Annotated in this window: 22 protein-coding genes; 11 read left to right on the top strand and 11 right to left on the bottom strand. The window is 34.2% G+C overall.

The window, feature by feature from the left end; all coding sequences use genetic code 11:
- Positions 1 to 33: 33 nt before the first annotated feature.
- The gene (locus tag BTO08_RS18735) at positions 34 to 1,662 is read right to left on the bottom strand and encodes a methyl-accepting chemotaxis protein (RefSeq protein ID WP_105062110.1); all 1,629 of its coding nucleotides are present in this window, start codon (positions 1,660 to 1,662) and stop codon (positions 34 to 36) included.
- Positions 1,663 to 2,140: 478 nt separating this feature from the next.
- Here BTO08_RS18735 and BTO08_RS18730 point away from each other — a divergent pair, with 478 nt between their 5' ends.
- From BTO08_RS18730 to BTO08_RS18705, 6 genes are all read left to right on the top strand, one after another.
- A complete protein-coding gene (locus BTO08_RS18730; protein ID WP_242446302.1) occupies positions 2,141 to 4,249 on the top strand; it encodes an FUSC family membrane protein in 2,109 nt (702 codons plus the stop codon).
- A gap of 215 nt (positions 4,250 to 4,464) precedes the next feature.
- The gene (locus BTO08_RS18725; RefSeq protein ID WP_105062108.1) at positions 4,465 to 4,920 is read left to right on the top strand and encodes a DUF4402 domain-containing protein; all 456 of its coding nucleotides are present in this window, start codon (positions 4,465 to 4,467) and stop codon (positions 4,918 to 4,920) included.
- On the top strand, positions 4,853 to 5,314 hold the full coding sequence (locus BTO08_RS18720) for a hypothetical protein (protein ID WP_198038506.1): 462 nt from the start codon (positions 4,853 to 4,855) through the stop codon (positions 5,312 to 5,314). The genes BTO08_RS18725 and BTO08_RS18720 overlap by 68 nt, the downstream gene beginning before the upstream one ends.
- A gap of 8 nt (positions 5,315 to 5,322) precedes the next feature.
- Positions 5,323 to 6,012, top strand: a complete 690-nt coding sequence (locus BTO08_RS18715) for a fimbrial biogenesis chaperone (protein WP_146108448.1) — start codon at positions 5,323 to 5,325, stop codon at positions 6,010 to 6,012.
- Positions 5,984 to 6,643 (top strand): hypothetical protein, encoded by a 660-nt coding sequence (locus BTO08_RS18710; RefSeq protein ID WP_146108447.1) that lies wholly within the window; start codon positions 5,984 to 5,986, stop codon positions 6,641 to 6,643. Before BTO08_RS18715 ends, BTO08_RS18710 begins: the two co-directional genes overlap by 29 nt.
- Positions 6,644 to 7,182: 539 nt before the next feature.
- Positions 7,183 to 8,421 (top strand): carboxypeptidase-like regulatory domain-containing protein, encoded by a 1,239-nt coding sequence (locus tag BTO08_RS18705; RefSeq protein WP_146108446.1) that lies wholly within the window; start codon positions 7,183 to 7,185, stop codon positions 8,419 to 8,421.
- A 130-nt stretch (positions 8,422 to 8,551) separates the two neighbouring features.
- Here the strand turns inward: BTO08_RS18705 and argC are convergent, their stop codons facing one another.
- From argC to BTO08_RS18675, 6 genes are all read right to left on the bottom strand, one after another.
- Positions 8,552 to 9,511, bottom strand: a complete 960-nt coding sequence (gene argC, locus BTO08_RS18700) for an N-acetyl-gamma-glutamyl-phosphate reductase (protein WP_105062103.1) — start codon at positions 9,509 to 9,511, stop codon at positions 8,552 to 8,554.
- Positions 9,512 to 9,556: 45 nt separating this feature from the next.
- Positions 9,557 to 10,387 (bottom strand): LysR family transcriptional regulator, encoded by an 831-nt coding sequence (locus BTO08_RS18695; RefSeq protein ID WP_105062102.1) that lies wholly within the window; start codon positions 10,385 to 10,387, stop codon positions 9,557 to 9,559.
- Between the two features lie 175 nt (positions 10,388 to 10,562).
- Complete coding sequence (locus BTO08_RS18690) at positions 10,563 to 11,369, bottom strand: ThiF family adenylyltransferase (protein WP_198038505.1); 807 nt, start codon at positions 11,367 to 11,369, stop codon at positions 10,563 to 10,565.
- A gap of 14 nt (positions 11,370 to 11,383) precedes the next feature.
- On the bottom strand, positions 11,384 to 11,929 hold the full coding sequence (locus tag BTO08_RS18685; RefSeq protein WP_105062101.1) for a GNAT family N-acetyltransferase: 546 nt from the start codon (positions 11,927 to 11,929) through the stop codon (positions 11,384 to 11,386).
- Between the two features lie 14 nt (positions 11,930 to 11,943).
- Entirely contained in the window at positions 11,944 to 12,636 is a 693-nt protein-coding gene (locus BTO08_RS18680) for a 2OG-Fe dioxygenase family protein (protein WP_105062100.1), read from the bottom strand.
- Positions 12,637 to 12,650: 14 nt separating this feature from the next.
- Positions 12,651 to 12,911: a 2Fe-2S iron-sulfur cluster-binding protein gene (locus BTO08_RS18675; RefSeq protein ID WP_198038504.1), complete on the bottom strand. Its 261-nt coding sequence runs from the start codon at positions 12,909 to 12,911 to the stop codon at positions 12,651 to 12,653.
- A gap of 173 nt (positions 12,912 to 13,084) precedes the next feature.
- On the opposite strand from BTO08_RS18675, the gene BTO08_RS18670 reads away from it, so the two are divergent.
- The 4 genes from BTO08_RS18670 (at position 13,085) to BTO08_RS18655 (ending at position 18,521) form a co-directional block, all read left to right on the top strand.
- On the top strand, positions 13,085 to 13,960 hold the full coding sequence (locus tag BTO08_RS18670) for a fatty acid desaturase family protein (protein WP_105062098.1): 876 nt from the start codon (positions 13,085 to 13,087) through the stop codon (positions 13,958 to 13,960).
- Between the two features lie 9 nt (positions 13,961 to 13,969).
- Positions 13,970 to 15,481 carry an iron-containing redox enzyme family protein gene (locus BTO08_RS18665; protein ID WP_105062097.1) on the top strand — a complete coding sequence of 504 codons (1,512 nt, stop codon included), beginning with the start codon at positions 13,970 to 13,972 and terminating at the stop codon, positions 15,479 to 15,481.
- Positions 15,482 to 15,868: 387 nt separating this feature from the next.
- Entirely contained in the window at positions 15,869 to 16,825 is a 957-nt protein-coding gene (ylqF, locus tag BTO08_RS18660; protein ID WP_105062096.1) for a ribosome biogenesis GTPase YlqF, read from the top strand.
- Positions 16,826 to 17,360: 535 nt separating this feature from the next.
- A complete protein-coding gene (locus BTO08_RS18655; protein WP_105062095.1) occupies positions 17,361 to 18,521 on the top strand; it encodes an MFS transporter in 1,161 nt (386 codons plus the stop codon).
- A 59-nt stretch (positions 18,522 to 18,580) separates the two neighbouring features.
- Here BTO08_RS18655 and BTO08_RS18650 read toward each other — a convergent pair whose 3' ends face one another.
- Entirely contained in the window at positions 18,581 to 19,495 is a 915-nt protein-coding gene (locus tag BTO08_RS18650; protein WP_105062094.1) for an ROK family protein, read from the bottom strand.
- Between the two features lie 275 nt (positions 19,496 to 19,770).
- On the opposite strand from BTO08_RS18650, the gene rodA reads away from it, so the two are divergent.
- Positions 19,771 to 20,868 (top strand): rod shape-determining protein RodA, encoded by a 1,098-nt coding sequence (rodA, locus tag BTO08_RS18645; RefSeq protein WP_105062093.1) that lies wholly within the window; start codon positions 19,771 to 19,773, stop codon positions 20,866 to 20,868.
- A 34-nt stretch (positions 20,869 to 20,902) separates the two neighbouring features.
- Here rodA and BTO08_RS18640 read toward each other — a convergent pair whose 3' ends face one another.
- From BTO08_RS18640 to BTO08_RS18630, 3 genes are all read right to left on the bottom strand, one after another.
- Positions 20,903 to 21,946, bottom strand: a complete 1,044-nt coding sequence (locus tag BTO08_RS18640) for an outer membrane beta-barrel protein (RefSeq protein WP_105062092.1) — start codon at positions 21,944 to 21,946, stop codon at positions 20,903 to 20,905.
- A gap of 168 nt (positions 21,947 to 22,114) precedes the next feature.
- The gene (locus BTO08_RS18635) at positions 22,115 to 22,351 is read right to left on the bottom strand and encodes a DUF3389 domain-containing protein (protein ID WP_105062091.1); all 237 of its coding nucleotides are present in this window, start codon (positions 22,349 to 22,351) and stop codon (positions 22,115 to 22,117) included.
- Positions 22,352 to 22,358: 7 nt separating this feature from the next.
- Complete coding sequence (locus BTO08_RS18630) at positions 22,359 to 22,787, bottom strand: hotdog fold thioesterase (protein WP_105062090.1); 429 nt, start codon at positions 22,785 to 22,787, stop codon at positions 22,359 to 22,361.
- Between the last annotated feature and the right edge of the window lie 55 nt (positions 22,788 to 22,842).

The raw sequence follows: 22,842 nt of genomic DNA, 5'->3' as shown, positions 1-22,842 counted from the left end.
AAAATCAATTATTTATAACTGATTATCAATTCGTTAACACCTAAAGTATTTCAATTGTTCGCTTTGCTTTTCAGCAAGATCGGATAACTCTTCACTTGCAACCGTACACTGGCTTAAACCTGATGCATTTTGTCGAATGATATGATGGATATTCTCAATACTATTACTGATATCCATTGTGACTTGTAACTGCTCTTCAGAAGCCGTTGAAACATGGGTATTCATATCACTATTCATTGAAATAGCAGCGGTGATCCCTTCTAGCGCTTCATTTGCTTGAGAAGCAACTAACTTATTTCTTTCTAATGTATCAATAGCAGATTGCATACGCTCATTTGCAGAAGTAGATTGCTCTTGCAGACGCTCTATAATCTGCTGTGTCTCTTTTGTTGATGCTTGCGTTCTTGCTGCTAACTGACGCACTTCATCAGCTACCACAGCAAAACCACGACCACTTTCTCCTGCGCGTGCGGCTTCTATTGCAGCATTAAGTGCCAATAGATTTGTCTGTTCAGAGATGCCTTGTATCGAGTCGATAACTTGGCTAATTTGCGCCGATTGTACTTTTAACTGCGCAACAACATCGGCAGCTTCTACTAATGATTCAGCCATTTCTTCATTTGCTTGCTGGTTGTTTGAAAACAAATCAAGGCTCTTATTCGCTAACTCACTGGCACTTTTTGAATTTTCATCAGATTTTTGTGCCGCTTGAGTGACTTCTTGTGCCGTTGTTGTTAATTGATCGATTGCTGTCACAACTTGTTCAATCTCAATCACTTGGCTATTTGCGTGAGTCTCTGAATCTTTCATCACAATTGATAACTCAGTCGATGAGGCTGCGACATTACGACCAACATCATTTAATACCGCAACTGTTGAGCGCAATTTAACAATCATGCGATTTAGATTACGTGCTAATTCGCCCACTTCATTGGTGCCGTCCACTGCAATTTCATCTTGCAAGTTACCTTCCGCTATTTTCTGCATTGCTCGTTGCAAAATAGTAATTGGCTTAACAATCAGTGAGCCAATAACCAAGCAAATAACAATGGCAATTATCAATGTAATGATAAATTCATATCCAATCGCATTTATTGTTTGTCCATGTTCTTTCTTTTGCTGAGCAATATAAGCATCTGCGGTTAAATTTACACGCTTATCCAAAGCATCAATTGCTGAAATCATGTCATCACCTAATTGGCGATATTTAACAATATATTTTTGATATTCAGAGTCGCTAATTTGGCCCGAATGCCTAAGATCAAGCACCTCTAACATCGTGTCACGGCTAAAGCTAATATAGCTGATCATTAATGTTCGAAATGCTTCTAATTCTTGGTTGATTTCAGGTATTTTTTGCAGGTTTGCAATCGCTTTTTTATTACTTAACTCGCTACTATCAAGAGACTTTGATAGACGTGATAATAAATCTTTATCATAAAGTGCATAAATTGCACTTACTCTCATTGCATAACTATTACTAATTAAACTCGCCGTACTATCTTTAGCTTCAACGACCAATTGTGTTGTTGAATTCATTTTATCAACACTTTCTACAAGGTTATTACGCCCTAATATCAGTGCAATAAATAATAAAACAGCCATAAATATTACAGGAATAATTAGCTGCAGCTTTATTGATAGATCCTTTAGTAAAAACATTAACAACTATCTCCATGTTGTTTGTATTCGTTTTTTATTGAGCGCATCATAAACAGCATTAAATAAATATATCAATAACTTTATCAATATAATTATAAAAAATGATAAGTCATTTAAAATCAATGAAATTAATATGGTTAATTTTTATTTCTTAGTTATTCAATCTTATGCACGTTTATCTAGTCATTAATTTAATAAATATAAAAATAATGCTTTAAATAATTATATATTTTATTAAACAATGTGATACTTGATAATTATCAGCTATTAAATCTTCATTCACATTAAATACAGTATATTAGTCTAATCAAATCCAATTTTTTACTTCATGGTTAGAATATTAAATCATAATTAAAGAATAATTAACCAACATTAAATACCTAATAAAAATAAAACATACCAATAAAGCCTTCACTCTTTTTAAAAAGAGATTATGATTAACGAAGCAAATCGCACATATGACGATATTTAATACACTATGAACTTATATAACATACTCCTCCGTTACCCTACTTTACGGACTTTACTCAATTTTAGAACCAACATCGCTGCATTTAGCTTCATTACCTGCTCAGTACCTTTTTTCCTGATGGGCCATGTCACCATGGGGATTGCATTTTCACTGGGTAGTATTAGCTGTGGCTTTGCTGATACCTCCAGTGTGACAAAATATCGCATTCTTGATTTTTGTATCGCTATTCCTGTTTTCTTTCTTATTAGTTTAGGTACTGAAGCCGTTTTCCCGCATTCAGTGCTATTCGTTCTTAGCTTAACTATTGTCAGTTTTAGCTTGTTTATGTTGGCCGTTTTAAGCCCAAGGCTAGGTGCTATTGGTTTTGCCTCCATATTACTCGCTATATACGCTATGTTACTGCATTTAGATGGTCGACCTATTTGGCTTGTTCCTTTGTGGTTAACATGTGGCGCTTTGTGGTACATTTTTTGGCAAGCGTTAGCCATCTACTTTCTTCCGAATCAAGAATCCAAAGACATCTTGTCTGATCTATATCAAGCTATTGCTAAAAAGCTTATCACTCACGATCACGGCTTTATTTTTTCTTCCGACAAAAATGAGTTGTTTATTAAATCGGCGCAATTACGATCCCAAATTGCGGGCTTATCTCACACCTTAGAAGGTCGAATTCACCAGCAATTTACTGCTGGTGAAGATAGCGCAAAACTGCAAGATATTTATCGTTTTTTAAAAGTTGCTGAGCGTATTAACGAACAAACACGTTTACTTTATTTCATTCCTACTTCAAATCTACAACAAACATGTCCTGAATGGTTAGATAAGATTCACCAAGCAACGTTAAAAATAAGTCAATATTTAGAGCAAGTTACTGTCGATAATGTTCATCGTATAAACATTCCAAGTATCGACTTTGAAGAGTTACGCCAATATACAATACAAGAAAATATAAAAGAGGAAGCACTAGCTGCGCTTTCATATATTAATAAACTGGATATTATCTACTTAACACTTCAGCAGTTGAGCCAACAAACAAGCCAAACATTAAGCTCTAGCATTATTAAGCCTATTGTTGTGTCATGGAAATGGCGAGAGTTAGCCTCGAAGTTAACCAGTCAAATGACGTTAAAATCGAGTTATTTTCGACATGCACTTCGCGGAACATTAAGTTTAGCCACGGGGTTAATTATTGTTCGAACATTAAACTTAGACTTTGGCTTTTGGACTCTTATGACCAGTTTGTTGGTATTACGTCCGAACTTATCAATGACGTGGACACGATTACTTCAACGATTAACCGGTACAATTTGTGGTTTATTAGTTGTTGTTGGATTACTGCACTTCCAAGTATCGTCAAGCATCTTGCCGTTCATATTTTGTATCGCTGTAATACTTTTTTTCCATACCTCTGCACGTCATTACGGCTTTGCGGTATTCTGCGTGACTTTGTTTGTATTTGCAGGCTTCTCTCTTAACGGACAAGGCGATAATATTCTTTTACCTCGCCTAGACAGCACTGTTCTAGGTGTGTTCTTACCTTTATTTTTTGTATTTATCTTATCACCTGGTTGGAATAAGAAATTATTCCCTACTCAGTTAACGGCAACAACAACAGGCTATATTGATTATCTGGTCTCTTTAAAAATGTACGTAACAGATGAATCAGATAGCACGGCCACTCAGTTACAACGTCACTACCAAGGTTGCGTGGTTAACGATACCAACCTATTTGATCATTGGATGGGGTATTTAGGTGAACCGCATAGAAAGTCACAAACGGGTGAACACATTTTATTATGCAGTCGCAGCTCTAATATTATCTTGCGTATATTGACCCAACTGAATGAAAACAAACAGTCATTATCATTGGATTCTACCATCAATAGTGACCTAGATAGTGTGATTGCATCTCTAACAGAGCTAGATAAAACACTTAAGAAATCGCAAAACCACACAGAACTATTTAAACACATATCAAAACAAGAGAAATTGATTTATCAATCTTTCATCTATATTGAAAATGAAATATATAAACTTGATAACCATACTTTACTGCAGTTATTAGCAAAAGAAGTGGACTTATTTACATCCGCAATCAAAGTTAATAATATTTAACTCTAAAAAGCCCGATAAATATTATCGGGCTTTTTACTTCTTTCTCAAATTAGAGAAATCAGCTTATTTCTAATAATATTAAAAAAAATAATTACAAATTTTAACTTATTGTATATTAAAGAATTAATAATAGGTTTCAAGATAAAGTAAAATTGAAATAGTTAGAAACTATAACTACATTTAAATTACTCACTCATTTATATGTGTATTAATTTATGAAAAAAATTATACGTGCCGTTACTTTTGTAACTTTTGCTTCATTACCTTTACTCTCACACGCTGAAGATCAAAATATTCAAGCAACTATTGAAGTTATTGCCCCGTTAACGCTAGTACAAACGAGTGCATTGGACTTTGGTACTATTTTTTCTGATAGTACGACAAATGTCGTTGTCGCAACTACTGATGCAGGTGCCGCAGCATTCAACATTACTGGGCATGATGGTGATTCAGTTAATATTACTCATGATAATACTGCCACTATGACGCACAGTACAACCAGTGATACTATTTCTGTCACAGGTATTACGACAGATCTTACAACTGCACTATTAAGTACATCACCAACAGAAGTAAAAGTTGGCGGCACTGCAGATATAGTGAATGCGTCAAGTCCACTTGTTGTTGGTACCTACACAGGCACATTTAATGTATCGGTTGTTTACCAATAAAGTTTTTTTTTCCTTATTATTTTTCTGTTTTGATGTAACTGCTATTGAAATCATTGATAGAGAATTGGCTTTTATAACCGTTGTAAAGGCAAACTATCCTCAATTAATTAATCTAGGTGGTCATGATCTTAATAGCAGTAATTTCAAGTTTAAATTAAAAGGTAAAGAAAATGCTTACATTAGAGTAAATGCACGTGCTGAAAGTAAAAAGTATATTACTTTACAGAAAATAAATTACCGTCAAGGCTTTATAAGAAACAATATCACAAAAACAAATAGTAAAGGCCTAACAAAGACGCTTACTCTTGATGCTATCTTTCTCATTCACCCTAAAATTAGCGCTGATAAATTTGATATAAATGTGTTAATTGATACTGAGTATATTGATAATTAAGGGATTAAATGAAAGTTATATTTGTTTTTTTTCTCGTCATGTTTACCTTACCCTGTCTTGCCAATATGAAAGTGGCGCCATTAAGGGTGGTTACTTCTGAACCAAACATTACCCAAAAGTTTTTAGTGTCAAATACGGGCGATCAACCTATACGTATTCGTGTATCAGCAGACTACCTTTCAACACCAAATAACAGCTATTTAACCAGACACAAAGAGATTACCAAAGAAGCGGAAGATCTTACCCCTTATCTTCGTATATCCCCTCCGGTTCTTAGCCGTTTAATGCCTAACGAAAGACGCGTAGTTAGACTTCGTGTTAACGATGTCCCTAATGACTTTCCATCTGGTGAATATCGAACTCATCTGCACTTTAAACAAGAACTGATCAACCCTATCAAAGCTAACAATATGAACAATAATGATGGCTTAGCACTTAATTTAACCATGCTAGTCAATTCATCCGTTCCAATTTACTATCAAAAAAAGGGCTTAAACAAACCTACCGTTCCCGTTGTTCAGTGTAATGACGGTAAACTTAAAATCACTAACAACTCAAAATACCAGCTTAAAGTTGAACTTAAAAACACCAAAACATACAAAAAATATATTTTACTTCGTCAATCTGATCTTGCGCTTAATTATGATGGAAAAACAAACGTAACAATCAATGATGAACAAATTAAAACATGCTCATAAGTATCTGGTTTTCGTTTTATTCAGTTTTTCTATTTATGCTAGTGAACTTACTGAAGCATATATAGAACTACGTTCAAACAGCCACTACGACTCTTTTTTCAGGGTATTATTTGACGATGATACACCCTACATAAACATGAACTCTGTTATCCCTTTCCTATCTGGTTTACAGCAAACATGTGATACCTTTGTATGTAAATATCAAAGCCCCTCAACTTCTCAAGCAGCAATCGTGACAATTGATTTTCAACATCAATATTGTAAAGCGACTAACAACAACGAAAAAAAAGATATTCAAAGTAAGGTGATTGATAACGAATTGTGGCTATCGTGGCAAGCGATAGAAACATGTTTTAATGCCAGCGTATATTGGCATCCTAATCGCTATATTTTAAAAATTACCACTCATCATCGCTCTGCTGATGATCTTCAAAAAAATATTGAAGAAAGTCGTCTTGCTGCAATACAGCATGCAAAAGAAGTTAAAAACATCCAATCCCAACCTATTACAATACCTACAAAAACAACGGGAGTGCAGGGAAAACTTGGATTAAATATGTATTACAGTAAACATGCGCATCGCATAGAAGCAGATAGTGATTTTTTTTTCGTCACCATGATCAATTTATAGATTTATCACTAGATACAAGCGTTCATGACCCACTCACCTATTACAAATATCAATACAATCATATTTTTGGCAATTCCGACCTCACTTTAGGTGATATTACAATTTCAGAATCTACAACTAATTCACTCAATCATTTTCAACATGGATTTAGCCTCACCAATTATGAAGACAATGGTGACGGCGCTTTTTATGATGAAAGATACACCACGCCTGATGCTTATGTTGATGTTTATCTTAATGGTATTTATGTAAAAACAGTACAAGCAAACAATGCAGGTAGATACGTTGTAAATGGATTTAACGTATCTCCTAATGATATTATTTCACTCAAAGAGTTAATCGATGTTGGTCAAATAAACACAGAGTATATTCATATTGCGAGTATTTCTGAATCGATCATAAAACAAGGCGATTTTTCATATGCCACTCAAGGTGATGTCTTTAATGAACATAAATCAAGAGCACGTTTTAGTTATGGCTTAAAAGATAAAATGACCCTTGGTCTCAGCCTTTTTAATTCTGATACTCAAATGAATATAGTGACAGGATTTAGAGCTATTTTACGTCCTAACCTTGCTGTTAATATTGCATGGTTAACACAACAACGTAAGTTATCAGCAGAAGTTGATTTCAACCTGTCAGCTAATCACTATTTAAAACTTAATTATAATCAGCATGACTTATTATCAAATCGACCAAATAAAACGTTCAATCAGTTAGAATATCGCTATTTCAATCGCTACTTATCATTAAATTTACAATCCAAACAGACGAAGAAAAAGCTACATACCGATGTACAACTAAGAACTCAAATCACATCTTCTCTCTCTACTTATTTTAATGTTTCAGATAAACGTAAAAAAGACGAAAACTCTCAAGAGTATGAATTTAAGACAATCTATAATAGAAGTTTTTATGAAGCATTGACGGTAATGCTAAGGCAAAAACACAATACTACGCATCTCGATTATTACGCAAGCTATCGTTATTTCTGCGATAACTGTTTTTTCCCTTCTTTTTTAATAACAGAACAAACACAATACAAATTTAAAGTTCGGTATGATAAGAAATTATCAGCAGCAGCGTTAATGTCTGTTGAGTTAAACCCCAATATTAAACTTACAGCTGAAGTGAGCGATAATTCATTCTCGTTATCAAGTAAAATTCAATACAGCTTCAAAGCATACAAAGAGCAACGCTGGTATGCTAAATCTATCTCACCCAATGACTATGGCTATGCCGCTATCAAAGGTGTTGTGATTGATAGTAATGGGAAACCAATTCCTGATATAGGGCTCAGTGTATACCGTCATAAGACACAATCTGATGAAAATGGGCACTTTACCATTGAGGGTGTTAGCGTTAATGACAACATTCCTCTACATATCGATCCCACAACGCTTGATGTGAGTTATCAGCCGCAATTTAATCCATTATTAATGAATACAGAAGAAGGCGGGATAACGTTTGTAACTGTGCATCTAGATCAAATTGTCGGTATCGATGGCTATATTGTGAACTTTAATGGTGACCCAAATGCGAGCATTACTTTTTTAAACAATCGAAATCAAGTTGCTCGTAGTTATAAAATAGAAGGTGATGGTTTTTTCATTATAGAAGATCTAACTCCTGCTGAATATACCGTTACATATAAAACAAACACACAGCAAATATCAACGCCATGGATTATAGAAAATAATCAAACGTGGATAAGCAATATCGAAATTGACGTTGGATGTATTGACAAAAAAGAATTATGTGAGCTTGATATTAACTAAATAAAATAATTAACATTTAAATCAAACAATAACATCACTATGAAAATAACAATATAAAAGCCACATAATTGCAGCTTTTTATTTAATGAATTATATCTATAATCTTATAGTTCTATAAGAATAATAAATATTAATCTAGCGCTAATACTTTTCCATCAGAAGGAACTAAATTTAACATTATCTCTAAATTTTGAACTGCAGCTCCTGATGCGCCTTTACCTAAATTATCATATATTGCAGCTAATACCACATGATCAGTACCTTCAGGACTAAATACAGCCAAAGTTATATTATTTGTATTATTATGTATCTCTGGATCTAACCCTTCAATATTTAATGTTTCTGACTTGTTTAATACTTTGATAAAAGCTGAATCAGCATAATAACTTAATAATGTTTGACGTAATATATCGTCCGTTAGGCCTGTTTTATGAGCATTTAAATGTATCGGTATCTGTAAAACGATTCCTTGCCTATAACTACCATAAGCTGGCTGAAATATTGGTTTTTGGCCTAATCCAGAATACTCCTGCATTTCTTTAATATGCTTGTGTTCATGATGGAGTGCATAACGTCTTGAAGTACTCGAAATATAATCACTTCGTGTACTATCCTCAAAACGATTAATGGCATCGCGCCCACCGCCAGTATAGCCAGATACAGCATTAACTGAGTAGGGATAGTTACCATCTAATAGGCCGGTGCTAATGAGAGGATTCAACAACAGCACAGCTCCAGTTGGATAACAACCAGGATTAGAAACTCGCTGAGCACTAGAAATGTTTAAAGTCTGGTTCTTTGAAAGTTCGGGCAAACCATAAGTCCAACCTTCACTAACTCTATGAGCAGAACTCGCATCAAGAACTCTAACATTATGAGAATCAATCAACGATACAGATTCTTTCGCGGCCTCATCAGGTAAACACAAAATAACCACATCAGAACTATTTATTACTTCCTTACGAACTGATGCATCTTTTCTATATTTGTTATCAATCTCTATTATTTCTATATCAGTGCGATATTTTAATCTAGAATGTATTTGTAATCCTGTAGTACCAACTTGACCATCAATAAAAATTTTGTTCACATTAATTACCTTCCATGTAAATTATATATTTAAATAAGATAATGGTTATTTTTCATTTTTTAAATAATTAGAAAAAACACCTTTAATAGGATTTAAAATGTTCTTTTCGACACCTAACTCATTAAAATTTAAGTAAAAAGGTATTTTTACACTCTCACCAACAATATTCAACCCTTTATGCTTATTAATACATTCAAGAGCAAAATCTTTATCCATAATAGCATAATAACCTTTATCAGCAGCATACCTCAGTATATTATCGTAACAATCGTTATATCGAACTTTATCTGCTGAGCCAAGACTAAAGAAGTTCATCAAATTAGGTATATTAGGTCCTGCAATAGATAAATTTCCTCGTCCAATTTTAGTTTTATTAAAGCTTACGCATACAAATGTATTAGTACCAAGATATATTGATTTTATATTTTCATTATCAAACGAAAAAAATCCAATACACATATTTACATGACCAGATTTCAAAGCCATTAATATAGAATCATCTCCCATCCTTCTAATATTAATAGCATAATTTTCAATTTCACTTGATAATGTAAGTTTACATATATTTTCCGGGTTAAAACCATTGCTAACAACTAAGGTTTCTCTTTTATTTTCAATTGAAACTTTTGAAACAGAAGCTAATAAATTCTTTACCTCCTCTGAAATATTTAAAGCATGATCGTAAATAACCTCTCCTTGAGGTGATAACTCCATACCTTTATTACTACGCACAAAGACTTGAGCTCCTAAGCGTGATTCGAACTGCTTAATACGCTGACTTAAAGCAGCTGGTGTTGCATGCACAAGCTCAGCAGCTCTAGCTAATGAGCCTGATTTAGCGATAGCTATAAATGCATTAATTTGGTTCATTTGCATATTTCATTTACCACTTGAATTTTTTCCATAAAATAAAAGCTAATTCAATTATTATATATAAAAAAATTTATAATAAATAACAGTAATATATGTAGTTAGTTCACTATAATTAAAAATAACTGATAAATATCATTCTATATTTTATAAATATAAGATAAATGAAGATAATATTACCCTATTTCTTCCTAAATAATACTTCCTCAAATTTAAAAGAACGTAAATCTAATTGGTAGCAGTAAGGAACTGCCTTAAAACTTTGTGAGCCAAGTAATTGTAAAAGACTTGCACTTCCTGTTAATGAACTAGCCAGTAAACAAGAACTACTAATTGAAGATACTTTTTTTGTATTAAAATTTAAACAAGCGGAGGGTTGATAATCTAGATAGAGTTCAGAAGGTGTCAGGCCAATACCAAATTTTAGTAATTTCTCATCAGTAGTATCTGATGCTTTTAAATCAAAAAACTCTTCGAATGACATACCATCAGGTGAAAACACATGCAAAGAAGCCCCAAACCCTACAGGACCAGAAACAATTACAGGAATTCCTTTTTCTCGAGCTCGTTTATACATGAGTATTCTAGGTTCAATAACAAAATAATCCATAGCATCACAGACTAGATCAACGCCATCTAAAAAATCGTCAATATTTTCATAAGATATACCCTCAAAAGTTTGGGTCTTTATATTAGGATTTATATCGTTTAAACGTTCATTAAGAATAGATACTTTTTCTTGACCAATTGTACTTATCGTACAACCAAATTGCCGATTCATGTTTTCTGGCCCAAACGTATCAAAATCAGCAATATTAATAGCTCCAACTCCCATTCTTACAAGTGTCTCAGCATGAGTAAATCCAACACCACCTGCACCTGGAACAGCTATTTTTTTATTTTCTAAAACTTTAAGTTCATCTTCATTAATAATGCCAAGCATTCGGCTAAATAACAAAGAATGCTCATAGTTATTTGTATTATTCATTTGTCCCTCTCATATTAATAATTAAAATTGGTAGTTTTAACTGATTGTTTGTACTGGCTTCTCGTGATACCCATTAAATATGAGTCATAATAAATACCATTACGAATAACTTGTTCTTCTCTTTTACCCTCATGAACCATTCCGCTTTTTTTATAAATAGATATTGCTGAAATATTATCTTGATAAACTACTAACTCGATTCTTTCAAAATCAAGATAATCGAATCCAACTTGTAAAGCCCTTTGAAGTAAACCATAACCAATACCTTGAGATACGAATTCATCAGATACCCCCATGGCTAATGAAGAAACTCTACGCCAACGCCCATTAGGCCAATTTAGATAAATAAAGCCGATCGCCTTCCCTTCATTCTCTGCAATAATCCAATGTTTATTTGTAATATCATCAATCATACTTTTCACAATACTTTCACTCGTATACGGAATCGATGAAAGTCCATGTGTAACTCCTGGCATAGACATTATATCAGCTATAGTTTCAGCATCACGATTTCTGATCCCTCGATAAATGATCGTCTTATCTTTTTTATCTCCGTACATTAATTAAAACCTATTTAATAAAACTCAACGACGAGTAAATCACGTTTACCTACAATATTAGGTTTGACTTGTTCAATTGAAGAAGCAAAATGATATGTTTGATCATCAGAAAAAATAATACATTCGCCTTCTTTTTTAAGAGTATGAGAAAAAATAGGCTCACGATCTAAGTTAAATATAGTATTTCTACCTCCATTTATATTTTCTCTATCTATAAGTAATAATATGCTATATTTGACGCCATCTTTATGTATTCCTTCAGGAGAAGGTTTTCCTTCTTTACCTTGTTCAGCAATAATTCTATTTTGATAAAAATTCACATCCCAAGTTTTTTGATCTGTTAATAATGATAGTTCTTTACCCATTTTTTTAATAAGTTTATTAACCACTTTATTATAGAAAACTTCACTGGTTACAGGAGTAAACCACCTCTTTATTCCGCCATTTAAAGTATTTACATTTTCTGGTTGAAAATAATAATCATGTTCTTTTATCCATAATGAATTATCATCAAAATGATATCTAAATTTACAAAAGTTTCTTCTACGATATTGACCGCCATCGTTCATAAAATTATCAAGACCAAGTTTATTCCAAGAGTTCTTAAATAAATCCCAGTCAGATGTATTTAAAACATCCATATCCAATACTTTTTCTATGTCAGATACAACACAGAAATTTCTTTCAACCTCTTTCAATAAATTCAACTTATTATTCCTATTTATATAGCTGTAGACAATGATACTTTTCCAGTTGATAAGGCTTTACACATACATGCTAATCGATAATTTTTTTGAGACTTCCCTATAATGTCTAAAGTCATTTTTTCATATTCACATTTATTACTTAATATATTACTATCATCATTAATAAGTACTACGCATTGGCCACATACTCCCCTTTTACATCCGAATTGTACATCAGTGTCATCAACTTCATGTATGTACTGCTCTTCTGATAAAAAAATATCTGAGTAACTCATATAAACCTCCATTTGAGCTTTTATCATAAAAAAAAATAAACATTTATCAATCAACTTTTTCTTAATATGCATACAAAAAAATTTACGTTAAAAATAAATTAATCAATATTAAATTATTTCAAATTTACTTCTTGCTATTCAAAAATAAGATAGTAAAAAAACAAGGAGATATTATGAACACTATTGAAGCAATTGACTTAAAGAACATTTCCGGTGCATGCAATGTATCATTTACAATAAAAATATTAATTTATATCAGTATGATAGGATCTGGTGTATGGCTGTTTTTCCAAGGCGGTTGGCTATATTTTTTAGGTATTATCGTACTTGGCTTAGCATTTTCACATGGTGTTGAATTACAACACCAGGTACTACATGGCGGAGCTTTTACTAATGAGAAAATTAACCGTATTACCGGGTTCTTATTAGGTGCTCCGATGCTCGTATCTTACTCTAACTATCAAGCTAGTCATCTTATACATCATGAAAAAGTAGGTACAGAAGATGATATAGAGTTCTTTGAATTTAATACCTTGGATAAAGATAAAGGATTAATTCCTAAAATTTTATGTTTCTTTTTAATTTCTCATTATATTGATTTTTTTAATCGAACAATTAAATCAATTAAAAGAATGGACATAAACCCTCTATTTAATAAAAATACAAATAGAAAAATCAATAATGAGTATATTTATATGTTTCTCACTATAATAGCAGCATGTGCTATTCTAGCATATACAAATAATATTGAATATATATCAATATGGTTACTTCCACTTCTATTTATTGCCGCACCTATACATACGCTAGTTGAATTTCCAGAGCATTTTGGTTGTAATAATGAAAGTGAAAATATACTTGAAAACACACGTTCAATTAAAGCGAGTAGTTTTATGGTGTGGTATACAAATGGGAACAATTACCATGTTGAACATCATATGTTTCCATTAGTTCGTCCTGAAAAACTATCTATATTACATCGAAAAATGAAGAGTGAAATTAAACATACGAATCATTCATACTCAGAATTTTTCCTTGAGTCAATTTAAGGTAAAATTATGAATAATTTTTATAATGAAGGCCAAAAAAAACTACAGAATGAAAATGGCAGTGAATTAATAGCAAATCAACTTAGAGATACTCGTCTTCTCACTAACTTTAATGATGATACCAGTCAGATTATAAATAATTCACTTTTCTTTTTTATTGCAACAACAAGCATTGATGGAAAATTGGATTGTTCATATAAAGGAGGATGTTCAGGCTTTGTTAAAGTCATATCAGACAATCAATTAGCATTTGCAAATTATGATGGTAATGGTATGTATCGTACATTAGGAAATATTAATGAAAAAAATCAAGTTGCTTTACTATTTATTCAGTTTGAAGGTGATAAAAGACGTATTCGCATTAATGGAACTGCAAGAATATCAAAAAACATTGAAACACTGTCATATTTCCCTAATGCGGAAAGTGTCATCATTGTCGATGCTGAATTTATTTTTCCTAATTGCCCGCGGTATATACATACGATGCATTTTAAAGAAATCTCTATTTACAGCCCAATAAAAGATCAGATTGCTCCAGAACCATATTGGAAATCAAAACCTGATCTATCACCATATATAATAAGAAAGGAATCACCCGTGATAAAAGAAAATAGTATCGAAGATAAATTTAATGAACATAATATTCAAAAAGAACTGTATAACTATTACTGTGCTCAAATAGATGACCCAATGAATTTTAATAATATTATAGATGATATAGACACCCTATCTAATATAAGGAGAATTGAAAACAATTGGATGAATTGGGAAGAAGAAAATATAAGTTTAGAAATATTACCTTCTAACCCTATAGAGTTTAAAGACTGGTATACAATACAACTTATTAAATTAAATAGTAATATATCAGAATTTTTAGATTATCTAAAAAATGAAGCTTCACCTGAAGCTATTGCATATTATGTTTGCATGGAAGAGCTTGTTGATGGGAGCTTTGATGATGTTATGGCTCTTGCACAGATAGGCGTAGAAAATAATTCAAAACTTACAATAGCAGAAAATTATTGGGATGAAATGGGAAATGGAAATTTTTCAGAAATACATACTGAAATGTTTACCAACTCATCAAAATATTGTCGTAAACTCCTTGATAATTTTTCAATTTCTCTTCCTACTAAAATTCCAACAGCTTGCCTAATGAATGGTAATCTTGTTTCTTTTTGGTCACTAAGACGTAAATACGTCTTGCGTCTTTTTGGTGCCATTGGACTTATTGAAGGTTCAGCGCCATTAAGGTTTAGAGCAATCACACAAGGTATGGAACGTTGCGGTTACCCAGAATCAGCGATTGCTTATCACAGAGAACATATACATATAGACTCAATTCATGGTACAGAATGGCTTGAACATGTATTGCTGCCTTATACATCAAAAAGCGAGCGTATTTGCCAAGAAATCGCCAAAGGTGTTTTGATCCGTTTTAGAATCGCTGAAGAATATTATAAATGCCTTGAAGAAACTGTAAAAAAACACTTTTCTTCTAATACTGTAAATATTGAATAAGACTAATTTTATCTAGATGTCATTTAAAATAAAGCTGCTAATTTGCAGCTTTTCTTTACATTTAGCTATGAATAGATCTAATATCATGAAATGAGTGCTCTATTTTTTTGTATATTAAGCTTTTTTAAGAAAACTATTACCTTCTTCGTTATTTACTATGCCTCAATTATTTATTAATAAACTAATTTATCGTGCAAACATTTAAACCAACAAATTTGGTTAAGTAGTAACGAGGCATCCTAGCCTACTTATGGTAAACTTGTCATAATGTTTTAATGTAAGTGAGTAAAGTATTCATGTACTTAATCGTACCTCACTCTCTTGCAACAGATTTTAGTACCCCTGGTTGTACCCCAAGGGACACCTAGAAAAATAAAGAGTACATAAATAATGAGTAATAGCATTCAGTGGTTTCCAGGGCACATGCACAAAGCCCGCAAAGAAATTGAAGAGGCGATGCCGAAAGTTGATGTGATCATCGAAGTTTTAGATGCTCGTATCCCATTTAGTAGTGAAAACCCACTGATCAAATCGTTCCGTAATACCAATGACGGTAAGCCTGTTGTTAAAGTTTTGAACAAGCGTGATTTGGCCGATCCTGAGATGACACAACTTTGGATCGATCACCTTGAAAAAGAACAAGGTGTTAAAGCCATTGCAGTCACCACTGAAAACTTAAACGAAGTTAATCAGATCATGGAATTATGCCGTAAGCTTGCACCTCACCGTGAAGAAGCAGGTAAAAAAATTCGTACCATGATCATGGGTATTCCTAACGTTGGTAAGTCGACCATTATCAATGCACTAGCAGGCCGAACTGTTGCAATCACAGGAAACCAACCTGCTGTAACACGTCAACAGCAACGTATTAACCTAGATAACGGCGTACTGCTTTCTGATACACCGGGAATTCTATGGCCAAAAGTGGAAAATCCACACAGTGGTTTCCGCCTTGCTGCAACAGGTGCAATTAAAGATACCGCGATGGATTATATCGATGTTGGTTTCTTTACCATTGAATACCTGATCAAAGCATACCCAGATATGATTAAGGCACGTTATAACCTTGATGATGATCTGCCTGAATCTGAAATTGAGCTAATGGAAGAGATTGGGCGTAAACGTGGTTGTTTAAAAGGAGGTGGTCGTGTTGATCTGCACAAAGCCTCAGTTATTCTTATCAATGAATTGCGTAACGGTACACTGGGTCACATTACTTTAGAGCATCCAGATATGATCACTGAAGAGCTGATCAATGTGGCAGTAGAAGCTGAACGCAAAGCAGAACAAAAGATCAAAAAGAAAGAAGAACGACGTAAACGCTATCTAAAAAATAAACGTTAATCGACTTCAAAATATAACTAGCCACCTCACTCATAGTGCCATATCGCTATAGGAAGGTGGCTTTTTAGTATATGTAATCCAAACTCTTCATTAGAAACCAATTTTTTTTATATTATTTTGATGAAAATTAGCTACCGTTTACTATTTTTTTGGATACAGCAACAATTACAACACTAATGATTATTTGAATTACCCCCTACTCTACATCAGTAAACTCAGCTCTAATTCTTTAAAAACAAATATATTAATCAGATAAAGTGTGATTTTGTGCTCATTTTAATTATCACTACTCTAACGATTATTTTTTGGCATTATTCAATGTAATGAAACAACCCATTTCGCATTAGTTTTTCTCATTTTACTAATGTTAGGTTAGCGTCAATAATCGCCGCGTTTTCGAATAAAACACTTTTTTAAACAGCTCTGTCTTGTTATTTCCAGTGATCATTCCTTGGTTTCTGGTTTTTCGTTTTCTAAACGTATTACCTTAAATAAAGACAGATTAATTCAAACATTTCACTTGGAGACCAAGGTAGTGCAAGACATCACTACTTGTCGCAAAAGCGGCGGCATTTTTGTGCCTGTTGCTGGACTAACTGTATTCGCAATCGCATCAGGCTACCTTATGAGCTTGGTCCCGTTATCATTAACAAATTTTAAAATTGATAGCAGTTATGCGAGTTGGTTAGCAAGCATCTATTATATTGGTCTTCTTATCGGCTCGATGATGATCGAACCAATTATTGCGAAGATTGGTCACCGTGTGGCTTTTATTACTTTTTTAGGTTTGCTAGCAGCAACTGTTGCGGTTTTACCCATGTTTCCAAATAAGGAAGTATGGCTATTTGCACGCCTAATTGCCGGTATGGCTGTTGCGGGTATTTTTGTTGTTGTTGAATCATGGCTACTTATTGGTGATAACGCGAAAGAGCGAGCAAAACGTCTTGGTTTTTACATGACCTCGCTCTACGGTGGTACTACTGTTGGTCAATTAGCCGTAGGTATGTTTGGCGTTAAAGGCTTTATTCCTTTTATCGTTATTCTAGTACTGTTGTTAATTGCTATTTTACCGCCTTTGTTTGTAAAACAAGGCCAACCTAGCAGTGATTCACACCAAGTGTTATCAATAAAGCAAATTGCACGTTTGAGTAAGCCTGCGATTATTGGTTGTATGACTTCAGGTGTTGTAATGGGCAGCATCTACGGTTTAATGCCTTTAGCACTAAAGCAAAGCGCTCTAACAACAGATCAAGTAGGCGTGTTGATGGCTGCAACCATTCTTGGTGGTATGGTTATTCAACCTATCATTAGCAAACTTTCAATTAAAATGAGCAAAACGCTATTGCTTGCTTTAATGTCTTTGCTTGGTGTTTTTGCTATGGGTATTACTTACCTATCATCAGACTATGTTGTTCTGATCACTGCATTGGCGTTGTTAGGCATGTCTGCTTTTGCGCTTTACCCAATTGCAATTACATTAGCGTGTGACAACTTGGATTCTTCATATATTGTTGCTGCAACACAAGTTATGCTGTTTAGTTACAGCATTGGTTCAGCACTGGGTCCGATTGGTGCTAACAGCTTTATGGCAGAACAAAATGGAATAATGGATTTCTTCTTCATTGTTCTACTTGCAACGGCAATTTACATGCTAGTAGCAAGTTTACATCGTAAACCTCAAGTTCTGGCGAGTTAAAATAAAAGCGCGATACTATTAATGAGTATCGCGCTTTTAACTTTTAGGACAACTCTTGTTTAGCTAATGTTTTTCACTAAAGCCGCAGCGCCATAAACACCAGCGCTATCACCTAGCTCTGGTTTTACAATCAGGGTATTAAGCTCTGTATTAAACAAGTGCGGTAAAATTTGTGTTTCTATATCTTGATATAACGCATCAATATTACCGACACCGCCACCAATCACTATAACCTCAGGATCAATTACGTTAATAATTCGTGCTACCGCTAAACCAAAATACTCACGTAAACGCGTTATTGTTTTCACTGCTTCATGATTATTCTGTTTCGCTTGCTCGACGATCTCAGGCAAAGATAACGCTTGAGATGATAGCTCGTAATAATAACGTTCTAACCCTTTACCAGAAATAACCGTTTCTACACAACCTTGCTTACCGCAATAGCAATCTGCACCCTTTGGTTCAAGTACATTATGTCCCCACTCACCAGCAATACCATGGCAACCGTATAAACATTTGCCGTCCACCACTATGCCTGAGCCCACTCCCGTTCCCATAATGATACCAAACACAATTTGAGCTTCAGGCTTAATACGTTTTACGACCCCAAAATGAGTTTCGGCTAAAGCAAAGCAATTAGCATCGTTAGCAATAACTGCATGGACGCCGAGAGTTTCATTAAGATCTTTATCAAGAGGATGGCCGTTTAAGGCCGTGGTATTGCAGTTTTTCATTACGCCATGAACAGGATCAAGCGTGCCTGGTGTTCCAAACCCAACCGCATTAGGATAATGTCCGACTATGTTTGCGCACCGCTCAATCAGTATCTTTATTTGACCAAGTATATGTTGATAGCCTTTAATACTTTCTGTCTCGATACGTTCACGAACAATCGACTGATCAGTGTTACGATCTATCACAATACATTCGATTTTCGTACCACCTAAATCAACACCCCAGTAGTAACGATCCATCTGATTCTCCGACTAAAATTACAGAGAAAGTATAACTATATTTATCTTTGCTTCTCTGTACTTTGTCACTATTTAACAAATATTCTTGTTATACAGTTTGCGCTACTTCAATCATCTTTTTATGCTCTTAGTGTTAGAAAATCACTCATAATATTTCCTTTTAAGCTCAAGCCACATTTTGTTTCACTTTTTATCTTGCGGCAAATAATAACTCCCCTAAAGTGACAAACATTACTAACGTCTACGCAAATTTGCGTGAATCAGTGAATTACACGATGAGTAAATTCCGTCCTTATATCGATATACCACTATTGATATCGATTTTAATTCTTATCACGTTCAGCTCTTTGAGTGTATGGAGTGCAAGTAGCTTTAGTGAGCCAATCATAGAGCGTCACCTCATTCGTGCCGGAATTGCGATTGTCGCATTATTAGTGATGTCATCAATTTCACCTGCCGCTTATGAACGAAGTGCTCCATATTTGTTTTTTATTACTGTGCTTTTACTTGTTGGTGTATTTGTTCTTGGTGATAGTACCAATGGCTCACAACGCTGGTTAGCATTAGGACCAATACGTTTTCAACCGTCAGAGCTTGTAAAAATAGCAGTCCCAATTATGATGGCTTGGATCCTTGTCAGTGATGCGGGTCGACCAAGTATTAAAAAGATCATGATTTGTTTGATAGTAACCGCAATTCCAGCTGGATTGATTTTTATTCAGCCAGATCTAGATGGTGCTATCTTTACAGTAATGTACGCTCTATTTGTTCTGTATTTTGCGGGAATGTCATGGAAGTTAATTTCATCTGTGATAGCCATTATTGGTGTCAGTCTTCCATTAGCGTGGTATTTTGTGATGGAGACTTACCAGAAAAAACGTATTCTTCAATTTTTAAATCCTGAATCAGATCCATTAGGCTCTGGTTATCAGATCATACAATCCAAAATTGCAATTGGATCTGGCGGTATATCTGGCAAAGGTTGGATGGATGCAACACAAGGTCATCTTGGTTTCATTCCAGAAAGTCATACCGATTTTATATTCTCAACATTTGCAGAAGAATGGGGATACATTGGTAGCTTCACTATTTTAGCAATTTATACGTTTATGACTTTTAGAGTGCTATGGCTGGCGAATCAATCAGAATCAACGTTTGCACGATTAGTCAGTGGCTCGTTTGCTTTAAGTTTCTTTCTATATAGTTTTATTAACATAGGTATGGTAAGCGGTGTATTACCTGTAATGGGAAGTCCATTACCTTTCTTTAGCTATGGTGGTTCAGCGATTATTACTCAAGGTGCTATTTTCGGTATTATTATGGCACTTTGTTTAAGAAAGAAATCTATTTGCGCACCTAATCCGAATAGATAGAGTCAAAAAAAAGCGCCTTTCGGCGCTTTTTTATTTATAGGTTATTTTCCATTGCGCAGCAATCTGGACGCTCAGCAGCATCTTCTGTCGCAATCTTTAATGCTGGAGAGTAAATCTCTACACGACGATTTTCTGCTCGACCTTTAGCGGTATCGTTAGTAGCGATTGGATTTGCTTCACCCATCCCTTTCGCTGTAATTTGGCTAGCGTCAGCAACATACTGAGAAAGTAAATCAGCTACATTTTTCGCACGCTTTTCAGATAATTTCTGGTTATAAGCAGCACTACCTGTATTTGATGTATAACCAGTTACTTCAGCAGTTGCACTCGGGTAACGTGTTAAACGTTGAATCATTGGTTGAAGACGTTGCTTATCTTCTTCCGTTAAATGCTTACCATTAACACCATAAGCAATCGTAACCGTTGAAGGCTCTACTGTGACTGTTGCAGCTTGAACTGGCGGCGCAGTATCAACAACTGGTGCAACAACGGCAGGCGCTGCTCCCCAGCTATATACAAGGCTCAAGCCATAGAACTGTGTATCAAAGTTATAAGCTAAATTCGTGTCACGAGGCTTAGACTGAATATCGTGGTAAAGTTGGTATTCTAAACGGGTAGATAGATGGTTAGTCAATTTATACTCAACACCGACACCAGCAGTACCAAGTAAATGATCATCAAGATCTTTAATACCATAGCCATGGAAATCAGCCAGCATATAACTGCCACCTAACTTACCAAACACACCCCATTGATCATTCAGATTCCATGTCATTTTAGCTGCAAGATCAATAGCATGTTGCTTAATCTTATTGTTTTCAAACTTAGCTTCACCTAACCATGTATAACCCGTTTCAACCGCAAACCAAGGTGTAAAGTTGTAACCTGCAAATACACCAGCCGCGACATCATCTTTATTAAGATTAATGCCTGTTATATCTTGATAGTTCTGTTGAAAATTTGAATAGTGAGCACCACCTAGTCGTGCACCAACATAAAAAGGATTAACAGTAGCAGCAGATACAGCGGTTGATACAACTAATGCAAGCGGTAGTAATGCAATATATTTTTTAGACATGTGAAATTCTTATTATTGTTCAATTATTACTCAAACATACCCTTTAGGGATAAATGTTTTCCATCGAGAATAATATTCCATATTTATAATTTCAACTAGGTTATTCATAGATAAATTAGTTCATAAAGATAATTTTAATATTCTTTATTCAATACAAAGCAAATAAGGTTAATAAATAGTAATCGCAATACCTATTTCATTAGCAAGTTGTTGCAATTGTTCATCCGAATCTAACTTTATAGACCAATTAATACCGCTACCAACAGCACTAACAACATTAGCGCCAGAAATAAGTGTTAGCTCATCAACTTGTGCTTGGAGATTGATTCTGCAATCACCATCAATTCTTACAACAACTTCTCGTTGAGTCGCGATAATTCGACCTTGTTCAAAATGTATTATCATCGGATATTTATTTCTTCTTATTATTAATGACGGCCATTGTTAATCGGCTAGTACAAATTAGTCGCTGTCTTTCATCTTTTATTTTAATTTGCCAAACTTGTGTTGTTGCGCCTAAATGAAGAGCACTAGCACGACCCGTTACTATCCCCTCTCTTATTGCGCGAATATGATTTGCGTTAATATCTAAGCCTACGCAATACTTATCATGATCAACACACAAATTAGCGGCTAATGATCCTAATGTTTCAGCTAAAACAACTGAGGCTCCACCATGTAACATACCTAGTGGTTGGTGTGTTCTATGATCAACGGGCATAGTTGCCGAGAGTGATTCTTCGTCAAAAGCTGAATAGGTAATACCTAAATGTTTAATTAATGTATTTTCTGAGGTTTTATTAAGACTAGCTAAGCTAAACTCTCTTTTCCAAATAGCCATTTGACTCTCATATCAATAAACTACGATTAAAGTAGTAGTTTAACATTGATTCTAA

This window comes from Photobacterium angustum, from assembly GCF_002954615.1.
GTDB lineage: Bacteria > Pseudomonadota > Gammaproteobacteria > Enterobacterales > Vibrionaceae > Photobacterium > Photobacterium angustum_A.
This window is presented reverse-complemented; position numbering and strand designations above follow the sequence as displayed.

Coding starts and splice junctions, on each gene's coding strand:
- BTO08_RS18735 (WP_105062110.1), bottom strand. CDS start 1,662: ATGTTTTTACTAAAGGATCTATCAATAAAGCTGCAGCTAATTATTCCT.
- BTO08_RS18730 (WP_242446302.1), top strand. CDS start 2,141: ATGAACTTATATAACATACTCCTCCGTTACCCTACTTTACGGACTTTA.
- BTO08_RS18725 (WP_105062108.1), top strand. CDS start 4,465: ATGAAAAAAATTATACGTGCCGTTACTTTTGTAACTTTTGCTTCATTA.
- BTO08_RS18720 (WP_198038506.1), top strand. CDS start 4,853: ATGCGTCAAGTCCACTTGTTGTTGGTACCTACACAGGCACATTTAATG.
- BTO08_RS18715 (WP_146108448.1), top strand. CDS start 5,323: ATGAAAGTTATATTTGTTTTTTTTCTCGTCATGTTTACCTTACCCTGT.
- BTO08_RS18710 (WP_146108447.1), top strand. CDS start 5,984: ATGATGAACAAATTAAAACATGCTCATAAGTATCTGGTTTTCGTTTTA.
- BTO08_RS18695 (WP_105062102.1), bottom strand. CDS start 10,387: ATGCAAATGAACCAAATTAATGCATTTATAGCTATCGCTAAATCAGGC.
- BTO08_RS18690 (WP_198038505.1), bottom strand. CDS start 11,369: ATGAATAATACAAATAACTATGAGCATTCTTTGTTATTTAGCCGAATG.
- BTO08_RS18685 (WP_105062101.1), bottom strand. CDS start 11,929: ATGTACGGAGATAAAAAAGATAAGACGATCATTTATCGAGGGATCAGA.
- BTO08_RS18675 (WP_198038504.1), bottom strand. CDS start 12,911: ATGAGTTACTCAGATATTTTTTTATCAGAAGAGCAGTACATACATGAA.
- BTO08_RS18670 (WP_105062098.1), top strand. CDS start 13,085: ATGAACACTATTGAAGCAATTGACTTAAAGAACATTTCCGGTGCATGC.
- BTO08_RS18665 (WP_105062097.1), top strand. CDS start 13,970: ATGAATAATTTTTATAATGAAGGCCAAAAAAAACTACAGAATGAAAAT.
- BTO08_RS18650 (WP_105062094.1), bottom strand. CDS start 19,495: ATGGATCGTTACTACTGGGGTGTTGATTTAGGTGGTACGAAAATCGAA.
- rodA (WP_105062093.1), top strand. CDS start 19,771: ATGAGTAAATTCCGTCCTTATATCGATATACCACTATTGATATCGATT.
- BTO08_RS18640 (WP_105062092.1), bottom strand. CDS start 21,946: ATGTCTAAAAAATATATTGCATTACTACCGCTTGCATTAGTTGTATCA.
- BTO08_RS18635 (WP_105062091.1), bottom strand. CDS start 22,351: ATGATAATACATTTTGAACAAGGTCGAATTATCGCGACTCAACGAGAA.
- BTO08_RS18630 (WP_105062090.1), bottom strand. CDS start 22,787: ATGGCTATTTGGAAAAGAGAGTTTAGCTTAGCTAGTCTTAATAAAACC.